Below are 18092 nucleotides of genomic sequence, written 5' to 3'. Positions count from 1 at the left end.
CTTTGAGCTTGAACTCACTGGAATAAGATTTACGCATAGCCAAACACCTCAGATTTGGGCGCCATCATAGCGCCCGATTGAAGTGTCCAAAATCATTAGGCCAGTTCAGCCCGGCTCCCACAGGGTCTGCTGGCGTAGGCAAATACTGCATACACCCGGAATCCATGTGGGAGCGAGCCTGCTCGCGATAGCGGTGGGTCTGCTTGCGGCAATGTTGACTGTGCCGCCGTCTTCGCGGGCAAGCCCGGCTCCCACAGGTCTGCTGGCGTAGGCAAATGCTGCCTACACCCGACTCCAATGTGGGAGCGAGCCTGCTCGCGATAGCGGTGGGTCTGCTTGCGGCAATGTTGACTGTGCCGCCGTCTTCGCGGGCAAGCCCGGCCCCCACAGGGTCTGCTGGCGTAGGCAAATGCTGCCTACACCCGACTCCAATGTGGGAGCGAGCCTGCTCGCGATGGCGGTGGGTCAGCTTGCGGCAATGTTGGCCTTACCACCGCTATCGCGAGCAGGCTCGCTCCCACAGGGTTGATGAGCATTTAATCTTTCAATATTCCTGCCCAGTTTTCAGTTTGCCCCTGCCCTCGTTTCCCGGCCTAAATGGCATTTTTATCAGCCAAGGCTCCGTTATGGAAAATGTTCGAACTTCAAGCACCCACGCCGTCTGGCTGATGGTCAGTGTGGTGTTGGTGGCGCTGAACCTGCGACCTTCGATGGCGGCGGTGGGGCCGTTGTTGTCAGCCATTCGCGGCGAGGTGCCGTTGAGTTTCAGCACCGCCTCGCTGCTGACCATGCTACCGGTCATGGCCATGGGCCTGGCGATGTTCCTGGGCATGCGCATTGCGCTGCGCATCGGTGAACACCGCACCATCGTGCTCTCGCTGCTGATCATTGGCATCGCCACGGCGTCGCGCCTGTATCTGGACAGCGCCGCCGAGCTGATTATCAGCGCCGTGGTGGCCGGGGTCGGGATCGCACTGATTCAGGCGGTGATGCCGGCGCTGATCAAATCGCGTTTCAGCGACAATGTCTCGCTGTTCATGGGGTTGTATGTCACCTCGATCATGGGCGGCGCAGCACTGGCGGCATCATTTTCCCCCTTCGTCCTGACACAGACCGGCAGCTGGCGTATCGGCCTGGCGATCTGGGCGGTGCTGGCGCTGGTTGCCCTGGGTTGCTGGTACGCCCAGCGCTCGGCCGTCACACCGTTACCCGAAGCCCCGAGCCAGAACAAGGAGTCGTTCTTCGCCAATGGCCGGGCCTGGTTGCTGGCGATTTTCTTTGGCCTGGGCACCGCGTCCTATACCTGCGTATTGGCCTGGCTGGCACCGTACTACGTGGAAAAAGGTTGGAGCGAACAGCACGCGGGCCTGTTGCTGGGGTTCCTCACGGCGATGGAAGTGCTATCGGGCCTCGTCACCCCGGCAATCGCCAACCGCAGCCAGGACAAGCGCCTGGTGCTGGCCGTTCTGCTGGCCCTGATCATGGGCGGTTTCTGCGGCCTGATCCTCAGCCCTGAACGCTTCAGCCTGCTGTGGCCGTGCCTGCTGGGACTGGGTATCGGCGGCCTGTTCCCGATGAGCCTGATCGTATCCCTCGACCACCTGGACAACCCACGCCGGGCCGGTGGCCTGACGGCGTTCGTGCAAGGCATCGGCTATCTGATCGCTGGGCTTTCACCCTTGATCGCCGGGATGATCCGCGATCAATTGGGCAGCTTCGAATGGGCCTGGTGGTCGCTCACTGCGGTCATGGCACTGATGATCCTGATGGTGTTGCGCTTCAATCCCAAGCAGTACGCGCGGCACATCAGCTAGCGGAACCGGTCGCGTCGCTGAAAAAAGGGCCGCAATGAATGCGGCCCTGTCTTTATCCACCTACCCATGACGGCCGACGGATTTGCCCATCATGACGTTCCAGTTCTCGAACACAGGAATAAGACCTTGATGAAACACGTCGGTTTTGCAGCCGCTCACTGGGGCATGCTTATCTGGGCAATGCTGATCGCCTCGTCGTTCTTCGCAGCGGCTCAGGTCAGCCATTCGATCGACCCGATTCTGCTCACGGGCTTGCGGCTGCTGTTTTCAGCCTTGCTGTTCCTACCGCCGTTGTTGCTGAAAAACACCTCGCCCATCACTGCCAAAGGGTTGCTGGCCCACGCAGTGCTCGGCCTGTTGCTGGCGACCTATTTTGGTTCGTTGTTCGAGGCTTTGCGCTACACCTCGGCGGTCAATACCGCGACGCTGTACACACTGGTGCCATTGATGACCTTGTTCTTCGAAGTGTTCCTGCTGCCCAGTCCAAACCTCAAGAGCCGCCTGCTGCCCATGCTGATCGCGGCGGCCGGCGCCGTATTGCTGACGCTTAAAGGTGCAGTGCCGGGGCAGATGCCGGCGCTTTATCCGGTGCTGGTCTTCGGTGCCGGTTGTGTGGCGATGGCGCTGTACTCGCCCCTTAGTCAACGATTCAAGGCCAAGGCACTCAAGGGGCGAGATCCGGTGGCGATGACGTTCTGGAACATGCTGTTCGGCTCACTGTTTCTCTTGGTGTTCTGCCTGTTCAGCGGCGGCTGGCGCAGCGGCCTGCAATTGTCGATGCTGGATATCGGCTGGCTGGTGTACCTGGCCCTGTTCGGCACCCTCGCCACGTTCTGGCTGTTGCACCGGGCCATCGGGGTGATCGCACCGTCCACAGTGATTTCCTACGTATACCTCAACACCCTGTTCGTGACGCTGCTCAACTGGTTCTGGCTCAGGCAGCAACCGATGGCGCTCGAAATCATCGGTGCCGGGCTGGTAGGCCTGGGGATGATGGCGCTGGTGATTTCAAGCCGCAATGCCAGAACCGTTACGGCTTGAAATCGCCCCAGGCTTTGTACGCTGGCGCGACGTACATGCAACGCTAGTACGCCGACGCCGAACGAGGTGCAACCGGGCTCCAGCGCTCCAGTTCCCGTTCAAGGAAAGCCGCCACTGCCAGCAACCGCTCCTCCTGCCAGTGCGGCCCGACAATCTGGATGCCGATGGGCATTCCCGTGGCCTCATCGGTTCCGGCGCGGATCACCACCGCCGGTGAACCGCTGAGACTGAACGGGAACACGAAGGCATAGCGGTTGCGATCCTCCAGGGATTCTCCATGACGGAACGCAACGTCCGGAAATACCGGGCAGATGAACAGGTCGTGTTGCTTGAAGAACTTCGCCAGTTGATAGCGGAATGTGTCGATCGCGATCCAGTCGCGCTTGACTTCGTCCACGGTCAATTCCGCCGCTTCGCTCATGTCCAACAACTGGGCGATGGCCGGGGTGAAACGGCGCTTGTTCATCGACTCGAACAGCTGTCGCCAGCCGCGCCCGGCGTCAGCACCGGTGATGAACACCCGCCATAGCACATCGCAGGCCTCCTCGAGCATCGGCGGTGCCACCGGACTCACCTGCGCCACGACCTGACTCAGGCACCGTTCGACCTGCTGCAACACCTCGCTCACCCCGGCACTGACGGGCGTGCGGTCCGACTCCGAAAACAGCGCGACCCGCAGGCTGGCCAGCGGCTCACTTTCGGCAAACGGCACGTCGACGGTGTCTGGATCCTGTCCGTCGGCACCGCTGATCAGGGGCCCGAGCAACGCCAGGTCATCGACGTAGCGCCCCATCACGCCAAAAGCCGAGGTCATGTGAAACAAACCGGAGCGGTCGTTGGGAAACTGGCCGGTTAATGGCACCCGGCCCTGGGTCAGTTTCAAGCCGCAAATGCCGTTGAAGTGCGCGGGTATCCGCACACTGCCACAAGCATCGGAGGCCAGCCCGGCGGGCGAACACCCGGCGGCGATCGCCGCCGCCTCACCACCACTGCTGCCGCCGGCGGAGCGTTGCAAGTCATGGGGATTGAGGGTGCGGCCATAGATCAGGTTTTCGGTCTCGAAGGCCATGCACAGCTCAGGCACGTTACTGATGCCCAAGATGATCGCCCCGGCCTGCCGAAGCCGGGCGACGGCCGTGGCGTCCTGCTGGCTGACGTCGCCCAGCAACTCCTCCAGCCCTCGGGACATCTTGAATCCCTGGACGTGGAGGACGTCCTTGATGGTGATGGGAATACCGTGCAGCGGACCACTGATCTGGCCGACGCGCGCCATCTCATCGGCTTCGCGGGCCTGGCGCCGCAAATCCTCCACGGGCGCCAGTTGGATCAGTGCATTGATCTGCCGATTACGCTCGGCGATCCGCTGCAGGTAGAACTCCAGCAGCGTGACGCTGGTCAGCACGCCACGTCGCAACAGACCAGCCATTTCCCGCAGGGTCAGCGAGTCGGGGTTGAACATATTCACGACGCCTCCTTGCTGCGCAGCCACTTGTTGGGCAACTGGTACATGTTGCGCACCACCAGGGAGAATGCCTTGACCGCCAGCTTCGGCCGCCGGTCGATGGCCTCCAGGGCCTCTTCGATCATTGCCAGGACATGGCGCAACGCATCGGGCGAGATGTTCAACGGTGGGTAAAAGCGCAGCACCGGACGCTTGGCCTTTTCATTCATCGAATGGCCGGCATGAATGCCGCGCTTGCTCAGCTCCATGCTCATCAGGGCCTCATAGACCGAACCGCGCAAGCGCAACCCCGTCATCAGTCCCACCCCCGGCACGTCCTCGACGATGTGCGGATAGCGCAGTGCCAGGCGTTGCAGACCGTGGCGCAGCAAGCCGCCGTTGATCTGTGACTGCTCCACCAGGTTGTTCTGCTCAATGTAATCGATGGCCGCCAGCGCCGAGGCGCATGCCACCGGATGCCCGCCATTGGTGCGCGTATCAGGCTCGATTTCACTGAGCGGGAACTGCGTCGCCAGGCGCTTGCTGTACATGGCGCAGGCAAACGAGGTGTAGCCGCCGGTCAGGCCCTTGGAGAGGATCATGATATCGGGCACCACGTCGTCATATTGCACGGCGAACCATTTGCCGCAGCGACCGAAACCGGTCTGGATCTCATCCGCCACCAATAGGGTTCCGGTGGCATCGCACAAGGCCCGCAGATTGGCCATGTAGCCCAGCGGTGGCACCTGCAGGTGCGCGCCGCCCAGGATCGGTTCGACATACACCGCGCACACGCCCTCGCCGACGGCCTTTTGCAGGGCCGCAAAATCACCGTAGGGCACATGGGTCACGTAGGGCGCTGCGATGCCATAGCTGCTGTGGTTTTGTCGTTGCCCCAGGATGCTCATCGCCGCCAGGGTTTTGCCGTGGTAGGAGCCGCTCATCACCACGATCCCGCGCCGGTGTGGTTGGATACGCAACGCATAGCGCAGGCTCTGCTCGATGGCCTCGGCCCCAGAGACCATGTACTGCACGTCCCCCCACTCCCCCGGCACCAGTTGGCACAGACGTTCAGTCAATTTGTCCTGGAGCGGATGACGCCGACCCTCCGGTACCCAGGCCATCTGGTTCAGTTGCGCTTGCACCTGCTCGCGGACCATCGGGTTGCGATGGCCGACGATGAACACGCCGTAGCTGCACGCACAGTCGATAAAGCGCTTGCCGGTGTGGTCGGTGACGTGAATGCCATCGGCCTGTTGCTCGACGCTGGTCTTGCCCAGGCGATAGAGCTTGGCCGCCGAGGCGCTCCAGTACCGCTGGCAATCATCCAGCAGTTGTTCATGCGGCCTGAGTAAGGACATGGCTTAGGGTCTCCTTGATGAGGTTTGCGGCACGTTGAACGTGTTCGGGGCGAGCGGTGATCGGGCAACGCAAGATCAATTCGCGGCCACGGGGCACACTGACATAGACGCCTCGCTGGTAAAGGGCCTCGCACAGCACACTCGGCTGCAGGTCATCGGCCAGCGGCAGGCTGACCCAGCCGCCCTCGGCCACGGCGCCGAACGACGCCAGGGTCTGCGCCAGTCGCTGACCGTTTTCCAGGCATTGGCGGGGCGAGTCGTGGGCCTGCACATAATCCAGCGCGGCCAAGGCCGCCACGCAGGCCATCGGATTACCGGCCGTGGTGCTGCCATGCTTGGCCGGGCTGCTGCGTCCATAGACCTGCCAGGCCATGCGCTCGCTGCAGGTATAGGTGCCGATGGGAATCGCACTGCCCCCCAGCGCTCCACCGAGCACGACAATGTCCGGGACACAACGATAACGCTGGAAACCGAACAGCGTGCCCAGGCTGCCGAGGCAGGTCTGGGTATCCACCGCGATCACCGGCACCGAGGCTTGCGCCGCACGGGCATGCAAGCGCTCGACCAGGGCCGGTTCGAGCATTTGCAATCGACCGTTCGCATCGAGACGGGTACTGCTGTGGCAGACCGCGAAGCAATCACTCCAGTCCACCGAGTCCAAGTCCGCGAGATGACGAATCGCCACGCGCTTGAAGCCCTGGAAATGTTGCACGTCCAGGTCGCCCTGCGCGGCGTTGAGGCAACGCCCGTAGGTCAGTGAGCCGTAATCACCCCCCTGGATAAACACGATGGTGTTGCCCTTCGGCTTGAGCCCCTTGCATAACTTCAAGGCGCCCTCGAACGCTTCATCACCGGAACTGCACACATAGGAACTGACCAACGGCTCAGGCAGCAGCTCGGCCAGACGGCGGCACAAGGCAATCAGCGGTGCAGACATCAGTACCCGGTTGGACAAGCCCATGATCTGCGCCTGACGGGTGACCGCATCGATCAGCGCTGGCACCTGGAAGCCAAACCCGCCGGTCAGGTCGATGATCTGCCGACCATCGCCGTCGAGGTACGTCTCGTACTGCCCGCCAATAATATATTTATCGTTATTCATGGCACCCTCTCAGCGATAGCTCAGCGCATTGAAAATGCGTCGACGTTCATCGACGATGGTTTCACGACCGTGCATGACCCGACGGTTATCGATCATGACCACGTCATGGTCACGCCAACCCACCGGAACGGTGTACTGGGCGGAGACTTCGGCGATTTCGGCCAGGAACTCGGCGGGAATCACCTGCCCATCCACCGTATCGATCACCGGCGCCTCGTAGTTGAACGAAGGCCCCAGGATGCTGTTCGCAAACGCCGGGCGCTGGCTGAACGCAGAGGTAAGGATCGCCGGCGTGCTGAAGGCGTAGTGCATCGAGTCATCGGCCGGGTTGAAGGAAATCTGCGTCTGCGGGTCATTGCCAATGATCTGCAACAGATCCTCGATGACCACGTCTGCCGGGTTCGACAGAGTCGGCGAATAATGACAAACCAGCCGGCGCCACTTTTCCCCCGCCACGGTGCGGCTGTAGCGAATAGGGTTGTTTTCGAAGAAGCTGCGGCAGCCCGGGGACAGCCTCGCCAGCACTTTCTCACCGTCGCAGATCGTGGTTTGCGAACCCTTGCGCGGCGCTTCCTGGCAATAGAACCAGGTCATGTCCGGCCAGAACGGTGAATTGCCGTTTTCGCAATGCAGGCCGACCGCCTGATGTCCGGCATCCACCAACTGCGCGGCACCACCGACCATGACCCGTGCAGGGTCCAGGCTCAGCCGGGAACTGTTTTGCTTGACGTAGGCGCTGAACGCCTCGGCGTTGTGGATACAGTTGCGAAACAGCACGACACCGTAGTGTCCCAGCAGCTCATACAACTCGGCCTTGCCCAGGCTGGCGAAGTGGTGCGACTCGACGATGGAGACGTCCGGGTTTTCAAAGTGAAAGGCAGGTGTGCTCATTGGATGCGTTCCCTTGCAGAGTGGAAAAAACAGTGGCGATATCGGCGCGTTTCGGTCGGCCGGTGACGGTGTAGAGTTGTTCGATCAACGGATCGTCCTTGGCCAACAACCAGAGCCGGTTCGGTCGTTCGATGTCGGAGAAACGGCCAGTCGACCAGCTAATCAGTTCATCCCTGGCCGGCGTCGACTCGACACACAGCAACGCCACAAGACCGTGTTGCTCATCGAAGAACACCGCGGCGTCGTTCACGCCCGGGTATTTGCGATACTCCAGCTCGACCTGCTCGGGGCTGACATTGCGGCCGTTGGGCAGGCAGATCACGTTCTTCTTGCGGCCATGCACGTAGAGGTAGCCGTCTTCGTCGAGCATCCCCAGGTCCCCGGTGTCCATCCAGCCGTCATCCGACATGGAGCACGCGCTGGGGTCCGTCCCCGAGTAACCGCTGAACAGAGAACTGCTCTTGACCTCGATGGTCTGGTCGGCGCCGATCCGTACCTGAACATGGGGAAGCGGCTTGCCGACGCTGCCCAGGCGCTGCTCTTCAAAGGTGTTCATGCTGACCACCGAGGCGTTTTCCGACAGTCCGTAGCCCTGGTACACCTCGATACCTTGCTCGGCCAGATCGTGCAGGGCGTCGATACTCACCGCCGCGCCGCCGCAGGTAATGTGAGCCCCGGACTTCAGGTAACTTGCCAGCCGCGCCCCCGCCTCGCCGCCATCGTTCAATTGTTCCAGGAAGCGATTGATCATGACTGGCGGCACCGTCAGGGCCGTCGGCTGGACCTGCAGGATCCAGTCGACCAGACGCTGCGGCGAAGCCCCAGGCTCGCCGAGCAATGCTTCGCTCGGCGGCAGGAAATGCACGGTCCCACCGGCCAGGAGCGGCAGGTAAGCGGCGGTCACCTGTTCAAGCAACAAGCTCAGCGGTACCAGCGACAGATACCGACGATGGGCATTGACCGGCATGCGTTCGCGCAACGACGTCAGCACCGCGCCAACCGCGTGATTGCTCAAGCGCACGCCTTTCGGCCGGCTGGTGGTGCCCGAGGTGTGAATGATCTTGCAGATCCAGTCACCCTCTGCGTCCGGTGTGTGTGCCAGCGGCTGCTCGATCACTGGCTCACTGAGACGGCGCAGGCGGCTATCAGGGAAATTCAGCTTCCAGCGTTGCGCCAGTGTCCGCTGCCCGGCGGCATCCACCAGAAATCCGTCGCAACGCTCGGCCAGATGCTCGGCCTGGGACTGACTGAACGCCAGCGGCAACGGCAAGGCGGTAATCCCGGCAAACAGGCACGCCAGGTCGGCCACCAGCCAGTCGCTGCTGTTGCGCGTCGCAATCCCCAGCACCACTTGATCGCCGTGGGCCGGCGTTGCGAAACGTCGTTGCAGCTCAGCAGCCAGATTAAGCGCCCGGTGCTCCAGTTCGCCGTAGGTCAGCGCCACAGACTCGGTGCCCGACGTCCAGTCAACCGCACATACCGCCTGGCGGTTGTCCTGCAGTGCCTGTTTCAGCAGATTGATAAAACCACCGCTCATGGCTGCGCCCTCGCCAGGGTTTCACCGGGCAATTGCGTGAACGAGGTGTTGAGCGTCGTGGCGGCGAAACGTGAGCGCTTAGGATCGACCCGGATGAAACCGGTAACCGGCTTCTTGGCGTAATAGGTCCCCCAGTTCTTGCCGCTATCGTCGGCCAGGCGGGTGGGGTCAGCGGTCAACAGCGGCTCGAAATCGATCTGGCAACTTTCCATCATTTGCCGGACCCGAGGCGTAACAGTGCACAACAGGTAATGCCCGCCCATGCACCAGGACAACAACGGAATCATATTAACGAGAATCATTCCCGCTGTGAGATGATGGGAAATCAGATTGCCGATCTCGACAATGTTCGAACGCTCGATGGTTTTCTCGAAACGCTGGGACAAGATCTCCTCAATCGGTTGTGTCAGGTATTGTTCGGAAAAAAGAATGCGGTGATCCGCAAAAGTAATACCGGCACACGCGAGTATGCGATCTTCCTGGTCCTGAGTGACCGCAAAGTATTGTGGATTCGGTTCTACCGAAGCCGCGTAAGAACTTCGAAACTTGTCTTTTACTACCTCTGCGGCCTGTACCCATAATGGCGTTTTAGTTTCCGCGACACGTATTTGCATTTCGTCCTCCTCCGTCCCTGTGCAGGATGTCTATAAAAGCGAGGCGAGCATATTTAAGAAAAATCCTACAAGCCATTTAAAAAATAAATTGCATCCGCTAATATATAAATAAACGTCTTTGTCATAAAAACCAGAGACGCTAGCCCATGGATTGTGCCAAGAAGGATCTTATGCTCAATAGCAATTTGCTTAGAAAGCTGGACATGCAGGACTTGATGGTGTTCGTTGCGGTGTACGAGCAGAGCAGCGTCACAGAGGTATCCGAAGCCCTCTGCGTCAGCCAGTCAACCGTGAGCTACTGCTTGAAGAAGCTGCGCACCAGCTTCGAAGATGAATTATTCATTAATACCCGCAGTGGCATGCGTCCGACCAACAAGGCCACCGCGATGTACAGTCATATCGTCAAGATTCTTCAGACTATTAATATTTGCCATTCCGGCATTCAAACCTTCGATCCCACACAGAAAGAAATAACCTTCAATATTTGTGCACCGGAATATTTCGAATTATTGATCCTGCCCAAGTTGGTCAAGCGTTTTATTGGCAGCCAATTCCCAGTCATCATCAATATAACGAAATTTCACAAGGATATTCCTGTTGACGAACTGACGGATGGTCGCTTCGATCTAGTGTTTTGTTTCGGCCCCAACTTTCATCGCAGCGCCAAGGGCTTGCGCTCGCAAGTATTACTGGAAGATGAATTAGTCTGTGTAGTCGACAGAAACGCCAACTTGCCGGACGAGGCCCTCAGCCTGGAAACATTCGTCGCGTGCCAGCATGTTTTCCCGACGCCCTGGACCTCCGACACCAACATGATTGATGGCTGGCTGGCCCGACAGGGCTATAGCCGGCAGATCGTCGCCCGAGCCAACAGCTACGTGGCGGCGCTCAATATGGTCACCGGGACCGACTTCGTGCTGACCCTGCCCCGACGCATTCAGGCACTGACCTGCGATGAGGCCAAATTCAGCCACCGCAACCCGCCAGCCGGATTACCGAACTTTACGCTGGATATGATGTGGAGCGAGAAACCCGGCCAGGACAACGCCAACGTCTGGTTTCGCGAGCAGATCGTGAAGGTCTGCGCCGAGGACGGCTTGCTCTAAGCCGGCCGGGAACCGCGCGTATCTTCGCGTGGTTCCCGGCCTGGAGCTTTCCTACAGGCAAAAAAAAATCCGGAAATCCTCACTTTCGTGGGCCTTCCAGACTTTTAAAACAGCAAAGATGGTGGGTCGTGTGGGATTCGAACCTACGACCAATTGGTTAAAAGCCAACTGCTCTACCAACTGAGCTAACGACCCGCTGTGTGGTGGCGCGTATAATACTGATTTCTAAGGACTATTCAACACCTAATTTGAAATAAATCAAAAATAAGGGGTTGGATCGCTCACACCCGCTGCGGCAAAGCCTTCGGCACGCAGGCGGCAGCTGTCGCATTTGCCACAGGCGCGGCCCTGATCGTCGGCCTGGTAGCAGGAAACGGTCAATCCATAGTTCACACCGAGCTTCACACCAGCCCTGACGATATCGGCCTTGCTGAGATTTTGCAGCGGCGCCTGGATGCGGAAGCCTTGCCCTTCCACGCCGGCCTTGGTCGCCAGGTTGGCCATGCGCTCGAAAGCTTCGACGAACTCAGGACGGCAGTCCGGGTAGCCGGAATAATCCACCGCATTGACGCCGATGAAAATGTCACGAGCTTCCAGCACTTCGGCCCAACCCAGCGCCAAGGACAGGAATACCGTGTTACGCGCCGGTACGTAGGTCACCGGTATGCCTTCACTCGGAGCTTCGGGTACAGCGATGGAGCTGTCGGTCAGGGCCGAACCACCGATGCCGTTGAGGTTCAAGCCAATCACCTTGTGCTCCACCACGCCCAGGTCCCGAGCCACTCGCTCGGCAGCGTGCAGTTCAGCGCGGTGACGCTGGCCGTAGTCGAAACTCATGGTGTAGCAGCGATAACCTTCGGCACGGACCATGGCCACGACCGTGGCCGAATCCAAGCCACCGGACAACAGGATGACCGCTCGTTTTTCTACAATGCTCGTCTGCTCAGTCATATCAGCGCCCCGGCTCGTCATTCCAAAGATATTTATGCAACTGCAATTGCAGGCGCACCGGCAGGTTATCCGCCACCACCCAGTCCGCCAGATCCCGCGCATTCAAGTCGTGATGACTTGGCGATACCAGGACCTCACCGGCTCGCTTGTCGAGCCCATATTGGATCAGCTTGGACACGGCCCAGTCGTAATCCTCCCGCGAACAGATAACGAACTTGACCTGATCGTTGGGCGTCAGCAGTTCGATGTTCTCGTAGCGGTTACGATGCGCTTCCTTGGACCCTGGGGTTTTCAGGTCCACGACGCGACTGACACGCGGGTCGACGGCCGAGATATCCAGGGCGCCGCTGGTTTCCAGCGACACTTCATAACCGGCATCACACAGCTGCTTGAGCAAGGGAATGGCATTGGGTTGTGCCAGTGGCTCGCCACCGGTAACACAGACGTAGCGCGGGCGATAGCCGGCGACTTGCTCGAGGATGTCGTCGAGGGTCCGCAGGGTGCCGCCGCTGAAAGCGTAGGCACTGTCGCAGTATTGGCAACGCAACGGGCAACCGGTGAGGCGCACAAATACTGTGGGCAGCCCGGCCGTTCGCGTTTCACCCTGCAACGAGTAAAAAACTTCGGTGATTCTCAATGTGTCTTGCATAGTCGCCACGGGCGTAACAGCTAAACAGGCCGTCCGCCTCCGTCAGGCACTTCAAGGAACCCCGTCATCGCGCAGGCCCCAAAAAGCGTGTTTCAGAAAAAGGGCGTGAATTCTAACGAAAAAACCCGCGACAAGCGCGGGTTTCTTCATTACAGGGTCAAACCGGCTTACATGCGTTGCAGATCGCGCTGGGCCAGCTGTGCGGCAGAAGTTCCCGGATACTGGGAGACCACCTGCTGCAGAATGCCTTTGACCTTGTCGGTGTGACCCAAGCGGCGTTCTACATCAGCCAGCTTGTACAGCGAATCAGGCACCTTGGCATGCTTGGGATACAGCTGGGACACCTTGGCGAATGCCTGGCCGGCACCCTGCAGGTCGCCCTTGGCCAGGTTCACTTCACCCAACCAGTATTGGGCATTGCCCGCGTACTGGCTGCTTGGGTATTTGCGCAGGAAAGCGGCAAAGGCCTGGCTGGCCTTGTCGAAATCCTTGGCCTTGATCAGGTCGAAGGCAGCATCGTAATAGAGCTTTTCCTTCGCCGGATCAGCCGGTTCGCCACTGGCGGCAGGTGCCGGAGCGCTTGCCCCCGCGCCCGCGCCTGCGGCAGCACCGGGGGCGTTCAAGTCGCCACCGGCAGGAGAATTCTCAGGAGTCGCGGCAGGTGCAACACCGCTTCCTATGCGCCGATCAAGATCCTGGTAACGCTCCAGGTTTTCCTGCTTCATGCGCGATACTTCGTTTTGCAGAACTTCAATCGCGCCTTGTTGGCGTGAAAGCTGATCCTGCATTTGCTGCAGTTGGTTGAACAGCTCGCCCTGTGCCGAGACAGGGGCCGAAACCCCTCCCCCGGCATAGGCGCCGTTCGTACCGTAACCTGCAGGCGGATAACTGCTCCCGCTATTGTTATAGCCGGCATCGTTATCGACCACAGGAACCGCAGCCCACACCGCAAGCGGTGCGAGACTGAGAGCCAGAACAGTTACAGCACGACGGCACGTTCGCATGACGAATCAGTTCTTACGCAGTTCGACGCGACGGTTTTGAGCCCAGGACTGCTCGTCGTTGCCGGTAGCAACTGGACGCTCTTCGCCGTAGGAAACCAGTTCCAGCTGAGCTGGGGAAACACCTTGCAGTACCAGGTAGCGTTGAACGGCTTTCGCACGACGCTCGCCCAGTGCCATGTTGTACTCACGAGTACCACGTTCGTCGGTGTTGCCTTCCAGAACAACGCGAGCGCCGTTTGCTTTCAGGTCTTTGGCGTGAACGTCCAGAGCGCGCATGGCTTCTGGCTTCAGGTCCGAGCTGTCGTATTCGAAGTAGAAGGTGGTGATTGCGCGCAGAGCAGCTTCTTCGCTCATGGAGCCGTCAACTGCACCGGTGTTAGCGCCGTAACCAGCGTTTGGATCAACAGCGCCTTCACCGGCGTTGTCGCCGCCTTTGGACGAGCAACCTACAGCTACAGCCATGGCCAGAGCCAGCGCAGCAAATTTACCAAACTTCAGCATTTCCATCGTGAAACTCCTAATGAACCCCAGTGTGTTAAGTAAAACGTATTGCGCCGCGTCAGTTCAGGTAAGGGGACCAGGACGGTTCTCTGACTTCGCCTTGAGCGGTAGGAAGCGGGAGCCTCACGCGTCCATTAATGGACACGAGCATCAAGACTCCCCGGCCCTGCTGGCGGGTGGCGTAGATTACCATGGTGCCGTTGGGCGCAACAGTAGGTGACTCGTCCAGAGTGCTATCAGTGAGGATTTTTACGCTACCGCGCTGCATATCCTGGGCTGCCACCTTGAAATTGGTGAAACCGTCCTGGCGATGGATCATCACCAGGGTCTTCTCGTCCGCCGACAATTTAGGGTTGGCGTTGTAGTTACCGACGAAGGTCACGCGCTCGGCACCGCCGCCACCGGCACTGGTCTTGTAGATCTGCGGCTTGCCACCACGGTCGGAGGTGAAGTAGATGGTCGAGCCATCCTTGCCCCAGAACGGTTCGGTGTTGATGCCCGGGCCGTTGGTGACACGGGAGATCGAACGCGAGGCCAGGTTCATCACATAGATGTCCGGGTTACCGTCCTTGGATAGCACGAACGCCAGGCGGTTACCGTCCGGCGACCAGGCTGGCGCGCCGTTCAGGCCTTCGAAGTTGGTGATCTGCTCGCGGCGACCGGTGTCGATGTGCTGCACGAAGATGCGCGGACGCTTCTGCTCGAACGACACATAGGCGATGCGCTTGCCATCGGGAGCGAAACGCGGCGACAGGATCGGCTCGCGCGATTGCAGCAGGGTGACCGCGCGGGCGCCGTCGTAGTCGGAGCGCTGCAGGGTGTAGCGGGTGTTTTTCTCGGAGAAACGTTCGGCCGTCACGTAGAGCATGCGGGTAGAGAATGCACCCTTGATGCCGGTGAGTTTCTCGAACGACTGGTCGGAGATGTAGTGCGCCATGTCACGCAGTTGATCAGTGCTGCCCGACACGCTGCCGGTCAACACCTGCTGCTCGGTGGCGACGTTGAACAGGGCGTATTGCACCTGCAGGCGGCCGCCGGCCGGAACGATGCTGCCGACCATGATGTACTGGGCGCCCAGGGCCTTCCAGTCACGGTAGATGACTTCGCTGGCCTGGGTGGGCAGGCTGATCATGTTCTGCTTCGGAATCGGCGCGTAGTAACCAGAGTTGCGCAGGTCGTTGCCGATGATTTCCGCCATATCGTCCGGCAGGACGCTACCGCCCTGCCAGCCGAACGGTACGACGGCGATCGGGGTCGCCCGATCGCTGCCGCTGGTGACCAGAATGTTCTTTTCCTCTGCCACCGCTATCCCTGCCAGGCAGCAGATAACGACAAGCATTCCTCGAAGAAGGTTTCTCACAAGGCTAGATCCTCAGGTGTGAATGTCATCTTGAATGAACGATAGGGAGCGAAATCGCTCGACTTCATTCCTTGCATTTCCGTCAATCGTCCAATGTTCTTGACCGCTGCAACCGCCGAAGCATCGAAAGGTCCATCGCCGCTGGACTTGGCCACGCTGACCGAGGCCACCGTACCATCCGGCAACATGCCGATCTGCAATACCACCGTCATGCCTTGGCGCGCCGAAGGTGGACGAGCCCAACCCTCTGCCGCCCGGGCACGAATCAGATCATCGAAGCTACCGGCGACTTCATCGCCTTGCTCATCGGCCAAGGCCTGCTGGCGCTGCGGCGTGTCGGAAAGCAGGTCTGCCAAGGCCTGGGCCTTCTTCTCTTCGGCAGATTTGCGCGCTGCGTCCTGGGCCTTTTTCTTGGCGGCGTCGGCGGCGGCTTTCTTCTTCGCGTCTTCGGCGACTTTCTTTTTCGCCTCGTCAGCTTCAGCTTTCTTCTTGGCGTCTTCGGCCGCTTTCTTCTTCGCGTCCTCGACAATCTTCTTCTTGGCCTCTTCGGCGGCCGCTTTCTTGGCCTCTTCCTCAGCGGCTTTCTTGGCTTCTTCTTCGGCTTTCTTCTTGGCTATATCAGCCAATTGTTTCTCTTCTGCCTTCTTGGCCTCGGCTTTTTTCGCCTCATCGGCTTTCTTGGCCTCGTCAGCTTTTTTCGCCTCGTCGGCCTTCTTCGCTTCTTCGGCCTTTTGAGCGGCTTCCTCTTTCTTTTGTTCCGCCGCCTTTATCGCTTCCTGCTCGACCTTCTTCTGCTCCATCTGCTCGACTTCAGTCTGCCGCGCAGCGGACTTCTTCGCCTCGCCGGCCAGCTTCTGGTTGGTCTGAGTAGTGGCCTGGCTCTTCGACTTGAGCTGATAAAGGGTCGCCTGCACGATCGGCTTGGCCGGCGGCAGCTCCGGCGTCATGGCAAAACTGACGAACAGCATGCCGAACACCAGCACGTGCAGGCCGATTGCCAGGACACTGGGCCAGAAGTAGCTTTCCGAGGCGGACGGCTCTCGCTGTTGCTGCATCAGGGCGCCTCGGTGATCAAGCCAACATTACCGACTCCGGCTTTCTGCAGACCGCCCATCGCGCCCATCACGGCACCGTAGTCGACGGTCTTGTCGCCGCGAATGAAGACCTGAGTGCGCTTGCCGGCATCGTTGCCGACACGAATGATCTTGGTCACCGCATCGGTCATCTGGGGCAGGGTCATGGCCCGGTCCTGCTGCTTCTCGGTATCGACTTCGCTGCCAAGGTTCCAGTAGTAGGTCTTGTCAGCCTTGATCGAAATGGTCAGGACCTGGGTGTTGTTGTCCTGCGGCAAGGCTTCGCTGGAAACCTTGGGCAGATCGACCTTCACGCCCTGATTGAGCATCGGCGCGGTCACCATGAAGATGACCAGCAGCACCAGCATCACGTCGATGTAGGGCACCACGTTCATCTCGGCAACCGGCTTGCGCTTGTTTCGGGCTCGAGCGATTAAAGCCATCGGGAAATACCTGCTTATTCTTCGCTGGTGTGCACTTTGCGGTGCAGGATCGCCTGGAATTCATCGGCGAAGGTGTAGTAACGGCCGATCAGCGTCTCGCTGCGGGCAGCGAAGCGGTTGTAGGCGATAACGGCCGGGATGGCCGCGAACAGGCCAATGGCGGTAGCGACCAGTGCCTCGGCGATACCCGGGGCCACGGTGGCCAGGGTGGCCTGCTGGGCGGAGGCCAGGCCGCGGAAGGAGTTCATGATCCCCCACACGGTACCGAACAGGCCGATGTACGGACTGACCGAACCGACGGTGGCCAGGAACGGCAAGCTCTGCTCGAGCTTTTCTTCCTCACGGGAAATGGCGACGCGCATGGCACGGGCCACGCCTTCCATCACCGCCTCAGGGTCGACGCCCGGCTGCTGGCGCAGACGGGAGAACTCCTTGAAACCGGCACGGAAGATCTGCTCTACGCCCGAATCCGGATCCGGGTTGCTGCCCGCCTGGCGGTACAGCTTGGACAGGTCGATACCCGACCAGAAGCGCTCTTCAAAGCTCTCCAGGGCACGGCGACCGGCGCGCAGCAGGTTGCTGCGCTGAAAAATCATGATCCATGAAGTCACCGATGCGGCTACCAGGGTCAGCATTACCAGTTGCACCACGACGCTGGCATTGCTGACCAGGCTCCACATGGAGGTATGGTCGACGACGTTAGCTTCCACGCTTTATCTCCTGCTCTGAGTGTGTACCCGCGCCGCTCACGCCGGCAAAGGCCGCACGTAGAGCTTCGGGAATGGCCCGGGGTTTCAAACTATGGGTGCGCACACAGGCCACCAAAAACTGCCCTTCACAGAGCAGCGCATTATCCGTAGCCCGCCTGACCTGCTGCTTGAAGCGCAGGCTGACACGGTTCAACTCGATGACATCGGCACTTACCAGAAGCTCGTCGTCCAGTCGCGCCGGCGCGTGGTAACGCGCTTCGCTGGAATGCACGACGAATAACAGATCCTCCCCTGCCAGCGCGGATTGGGCGAAACCCAGTTCCCGCAGCCGTTCGGTTCGAGCCCGTTCCATAAACTTGAGGTAATTGACGTAGTAAACGATGCCGCCAGCATCGGTGTCCTCGTAATAAACGCGACAGCGATGTGCGAACGACTCCAGCCCGTTTTGCGCGCGCATACTCTAGTGCTTACTCCTCAGGTTGCCAATCGGCGGC

At 59.9% G+C, this 18092-nt stretch carries 18 protein-coding genes and 1 tRNA gene; 3 read left to right on the top strand and 16 right to left on the bottom strand.

The features are described 5' to 3' along the window. Positions 1-626: 626 nt before the first annotated feature. Both FGE05_RS12425 and FGE05_RS12420 read left to right on the top strand, forming a co-directional pair. Positions 627-1814 carry a cyanate transporter gene (locus tag FGE05_RS12425; RefSeq protein ID WP_139645258.1) on the top strand — a complete coding sequence of 396 codons (1188 nt, stop codon included), beginning with the start codon at positions 627-629 and terminating at the stop codon, positions 1812-1814. A 129-nt stretch (positions 1815-1943) separates the two neighbouring features. Continuing rightward, the gene (locus FGE05_RS12420) at positions 1944-2855 is read left to right on the top strand and encodes a DMT family transporter (RefSeq protein ID WP_139645256.1); all 912 of its coding nucleotides are present in this window, start codon (positions 1944-1946) and stop codon (positions 2853-2855) included. Positions 2856-2898: 43 nt separating this feature from the next. Here the strand turns inward: FGE05_RS12420 and FGE05_RS12415 are convergent, their stop codons facing one another. Genes FGE05_RS12415 through FGE05_RS12390 form a run of 6 tightly spaced genes read right to left on the bottom strand, consistent with a single transcriptional unit; the run spans position 2899 to position 9801 of the window. Further along, positions 2899-4314 carry an amidase gene (locus FGE05_RS12415; protein ID WP_139645269.1) on the bottom strand — a complete coding sequence of 472 codons (1416 nt, stop codon included), beginning with the start codon at positions 4312-4314 and terminating at the stop codon, positions 2899-2901. A 2-nt stretch (positions 4315-4316) separates the two neighbouring features. Continuing rightward, positions 4317-5657 carry an aspartate aminotransferase family protein gene (locus FGE05_RS12410; RefSeq protein WP_139645254.1) on the bottom strand — a complete coding sequence of 447 codons (1341 nt, stop codon included), beginning with the start codon at positions 5655-5657 and terminating at the stop codon, positions 4317-4319. Next, complete coding sequence (locus tag FGE05_RS12405; RefSeq protein ID WP_139645252.1) at positions 5635-6759, bottom strand: aminotransferase class III-fold pyridoxal phosphate-dependent enzyme; 1125 nt, start codon at positions 6757-6759, stop codon at positions 5635-5637. The genes FGE05_RS12410 and FGE05_RS12405 overlap by 23 nt, the downstream gene beginning before the upstream one ends. A 9-nt stretch (positions 6760-6768) precedes the next feature. After that, positions 6769-7650, bottom strand: a complete 882-nt coding sequence (locus tag FGE05_RS12400; protein WP_139645250.1) for a TauD/TfdA family dioxygenase — start codon at positions 7648-7650, stop codon at positions 6769-6771. Further along, positions 7625-9187, bottom strand: coding sequence for an AMP-binding protein (locus FGE05_RS12395; protein ID WP_139645248.1), 1563 nt, complete (start codon positions 9185-9187; stop codon positions 7625-7627). Before FGE05_RS12395 ends, FGE05_RS12400 begins: the two co-directional genes overlap by 26 nt. Next, on the bottom strand, positions 9184-9801 hold the full coding sequence (locus FGE05_RS12390; RefSeq protein ID WP_139645246.1) for a thermostable hemolysin: 618 nt from the start codon (positions 9799-9801) through the stop codon (positions 9184-9186). Before FGE05_RS12390 ends, FGE05_RS12395 begins: the two co-directional genes overlap by 4 nt. A 170-nt stretch (positions 9802-9971) precedes the next feature. Here FGE05_RS12390 and FGE05_RS12385 point away from each other — a divergent pair, with 170 nt between their 5' ends. Then, entirely contained in the window at positions 9972-10907 is a 936-nt protein-coding gene (locus FGE05_RS12385; protein WP_139645244.1) for a LysR family transcriptional regulator, read from the top strand. A gap of 119 nt (positions 10908-11026) precedes the next feature. On the opposite strand, the gene FGE05_RS12380 is transcribed toward FGE05_RS12385, so the two are convergent. From FGE05_RS12380 to ybgC, 10 genes are all read right to left on the bottom strand, one after another. Continuing rightward, a tRNA-Lys gene (locus FGE05_RS12380) sits at positions 11027-11102 on the bottom strand. A 63-nt stretch (positions 11103-11165) separates the two neighbouring features. Continuing rightward, a complete protein-coding gene (gene queC, locus FGE05_RS12375) occupies positions 11166-11840 on the bottom strand; it encodes a 7-cyano-7-deazaguanine synthase QueC (RefSeq protein WP_176563005.1) in 675 nt (224 codons plus the stop codon). Between the two features lie 19 nt (positions 11841-11859). Then, positions 11860-12507, bottom strand: coding sequence for a 7-carboxy-7-deazaguanine synthase QueE (gene queE / locus FGE05_RS12370; protein WP_041021787.1), 648 nt, complete (start codon positions 12505-12507; stop codon positions 11860-11862). 167 nt (positions 12508-12674) lie between these two features. Continuing rightward, a complete protein-coding gene (ybgF, locus tag FGE05_RS12365) occupies positions 12675-13511 on the bottom strand; it encodes a tol-pal system protein YbgF (RefSeq protein ID WP_139645240.1) in 837 nt (278 codons plus the stop codon). Positions 13512-13517: 6 nt separating this feature from the next. Then, the gene (gene pal, locus FGE05_RS12360) at positions 13518-14018 is read right to left on the bottom strand and encodes a peptidoglycan-associated lipoprotein Pal (protein ID WP_024779460.1); all 501 of its coding nucleotides are present in this window, start codon (positions 14016-14018) and stop codon (positions 13518-13520) included. Between the two features lie 52 nt (positions 14019-14070). Beyond that, the gene (tolB, locus tag FGE05_RS12355) at positions 14071-15372 is read right to left on the bottom strand and encodes a Tol-Pal system beta propeller repeat protein TolB (RefSeq protein WP_041021168.1); all 1302 of its coding nucleotides are present in this window, start codon (positions 15370-15372) and stop codon (positions 14071-14073) included. After that, positions 15369-16427, bottom strand: a complete 1059-nt coding sequence (gene tolA / locus FGE05_RS12350) for a cell envelope integrity protein TolA (RefSeq protein ID WP_139645239.1) — start codon at positions 16425-16427, stop codon at positions 15369-15371. Before tolA ends, tolB begins: the two co-directional genes overlap by 4 nt. After that, a complete protein-coding gene (tolR, locus tag FGE05_RS12345; protein ID WP_161796096.1) occupies positions 16427-16879 on the bottom strand; it encodes a protein TolR in 453 nt (150 codons plus the stop codon). The genes tolA and tolR overlap by 1 nt, the downstream gene beginning before the upstream one ends. 23 nt (positions 16880-16902) lie before the next feature. Continuing rightward, on the bottom strand, positions 16903-17598 hold the full coding sequence (gene tolQ / locus FGE05_RS12340) for a protein TolQ (protein ID WP_042728759.1): 696 nt from the start codon (positions 17596-17598) through the stop codon (positions 16903-16905). After that, the gene (gene ybgC, locus FGE05_RS12335; RefSeq protein WP_139645237.1) at positions 17588-18055 is read right to left on the bottom strand and encodes a tol-pal system-associated acyl-CoA thioesterase; all 468 of its coding nucleotides are present in this window, start codon (positions 18053-18055) and stop codon (positions 17588-17590) included. Before ybgC ends, tolQ begins: the two co-directional genes overlap by 11 nt. Positions 18056-18092 lie beyond the last annotated feature (37 nt).

The organism is Pseudomonas sp. ICMP22404, assembly GCF_006227205.1.
Classification (GTDB): Bacteria; Pseudomonadota; Gammaproteobacteria; order Pseudomonadales; family Pseudomonadaceae; genus Aquipseudomonas.
This window is presented reverse-complemented; position numbering and strand designations above follow the sequence as displayed.

What these genes read in the sequence shown, in the direction of transcription:
- tolA (WP_139645239.1), bottom strand. Translation starts at nt 16,427, where the DNA reads ATGCAGCAACAGCGAGAGCCGTCCGCCTCGGAAAGCTACTTCTGGCCC.
- FGE05_RS12410 (WP_139645254.1), bottom strand. Translation starts at nt 5,657, where the DNA reads ATGTCCTTACTCAGGCCGCATGAACAACTGCTGGATGATTGCCAGCGG.
- ybgF (WP_139645240.1), bottom strand. Translation starts at nt 13,511, where the DNA reads ATGCGAACGTGCCGTCGTGCTGTAACTGTTCTGGCTCTCAGTCTCGCA.
- FGE05_RS12385 (WP_139645244.1), top strand. Translation starts at nt 9,972, where the DNA reads ATGCTCAATAGCAATTTGCTTAGAAAGCTGGACATGCAGGACTTGATG.
- FGE05_RS12400 (WP_139645250.1), bottom strand. Translation starts at nt 7,650, where the DNA reads ATGAGCACACCTGCCTTTCACTTTGAAAACCCGGACGTCTCCATCGTC.
- queE (WP_041021787.1), bottom strand. Translation starts at nt 12,507, where the DNA reads ATGCAAGACACATTGAGAATCACCGAAGTTTTTTACTCGTTGCAGGGT.
- FGE05_RS12390 (WP_139645246.1), bottom strand. Translation starts at nt 9,801, where the DNA reads ATGCAAATACGTGTCGCGGAAACTAAAACGCCATTATGGGTACAGGCC.
- FGE05_RS12415 (WP_139645269.1), bottom strand. Translation starts at nt 4,314, where the DNA reads ATGTTCAACCCCGACTCGCTGACCCTGCGGGAAATGGCTGGTCTGTTG.
- FGE05_RS12420 (WP_139645256.1), top strand. Translation starts at nt 1,944, where the DNA reads ATGAAACACGTCGGTTTTGCAGCCGCTCACTGGGGCATGCTTATCTGG.
- ybgC (WP_139645237.1), bottom strand. Translation starts at nt 18,055, where the DNA reads ATGCGCGCGCAAAACGGGCTGGAGTCGTTCGCACATCGCTGTCGCGTT.
- FGE05_RS12405 (WP_139645252.1), bottom strand. Translation starts at nt 6,759, where the DNA reads ATGAATAACGATAAATATATTATTGGCGGGCAGTACGAGACGTACCTC.
- pal (WP_024779460.1), bottom strand. Translation starts at nt 14,018, where the DNA reads ATGGAAATGCTGAAGTTTGGTAAATTTGCTGCGCTGGCTCTGGCCATG.
- FGE05_RS12425 (WP_139645258.1), top strand. Translation starts at nt 627, where the DNA reads ATGGAAAATGTTCGAACTTCAAGCACCCACGCCGTCTGGCTGATGGTC.
- FGE05_RS12395 (WP_139645248.1), bottom strand. Translation starts at nt 9,187, where the DNA reads ATGAGCGGTGGTTTTATCAATCTGCTGAAACAGGCACTGCAGGACAAC.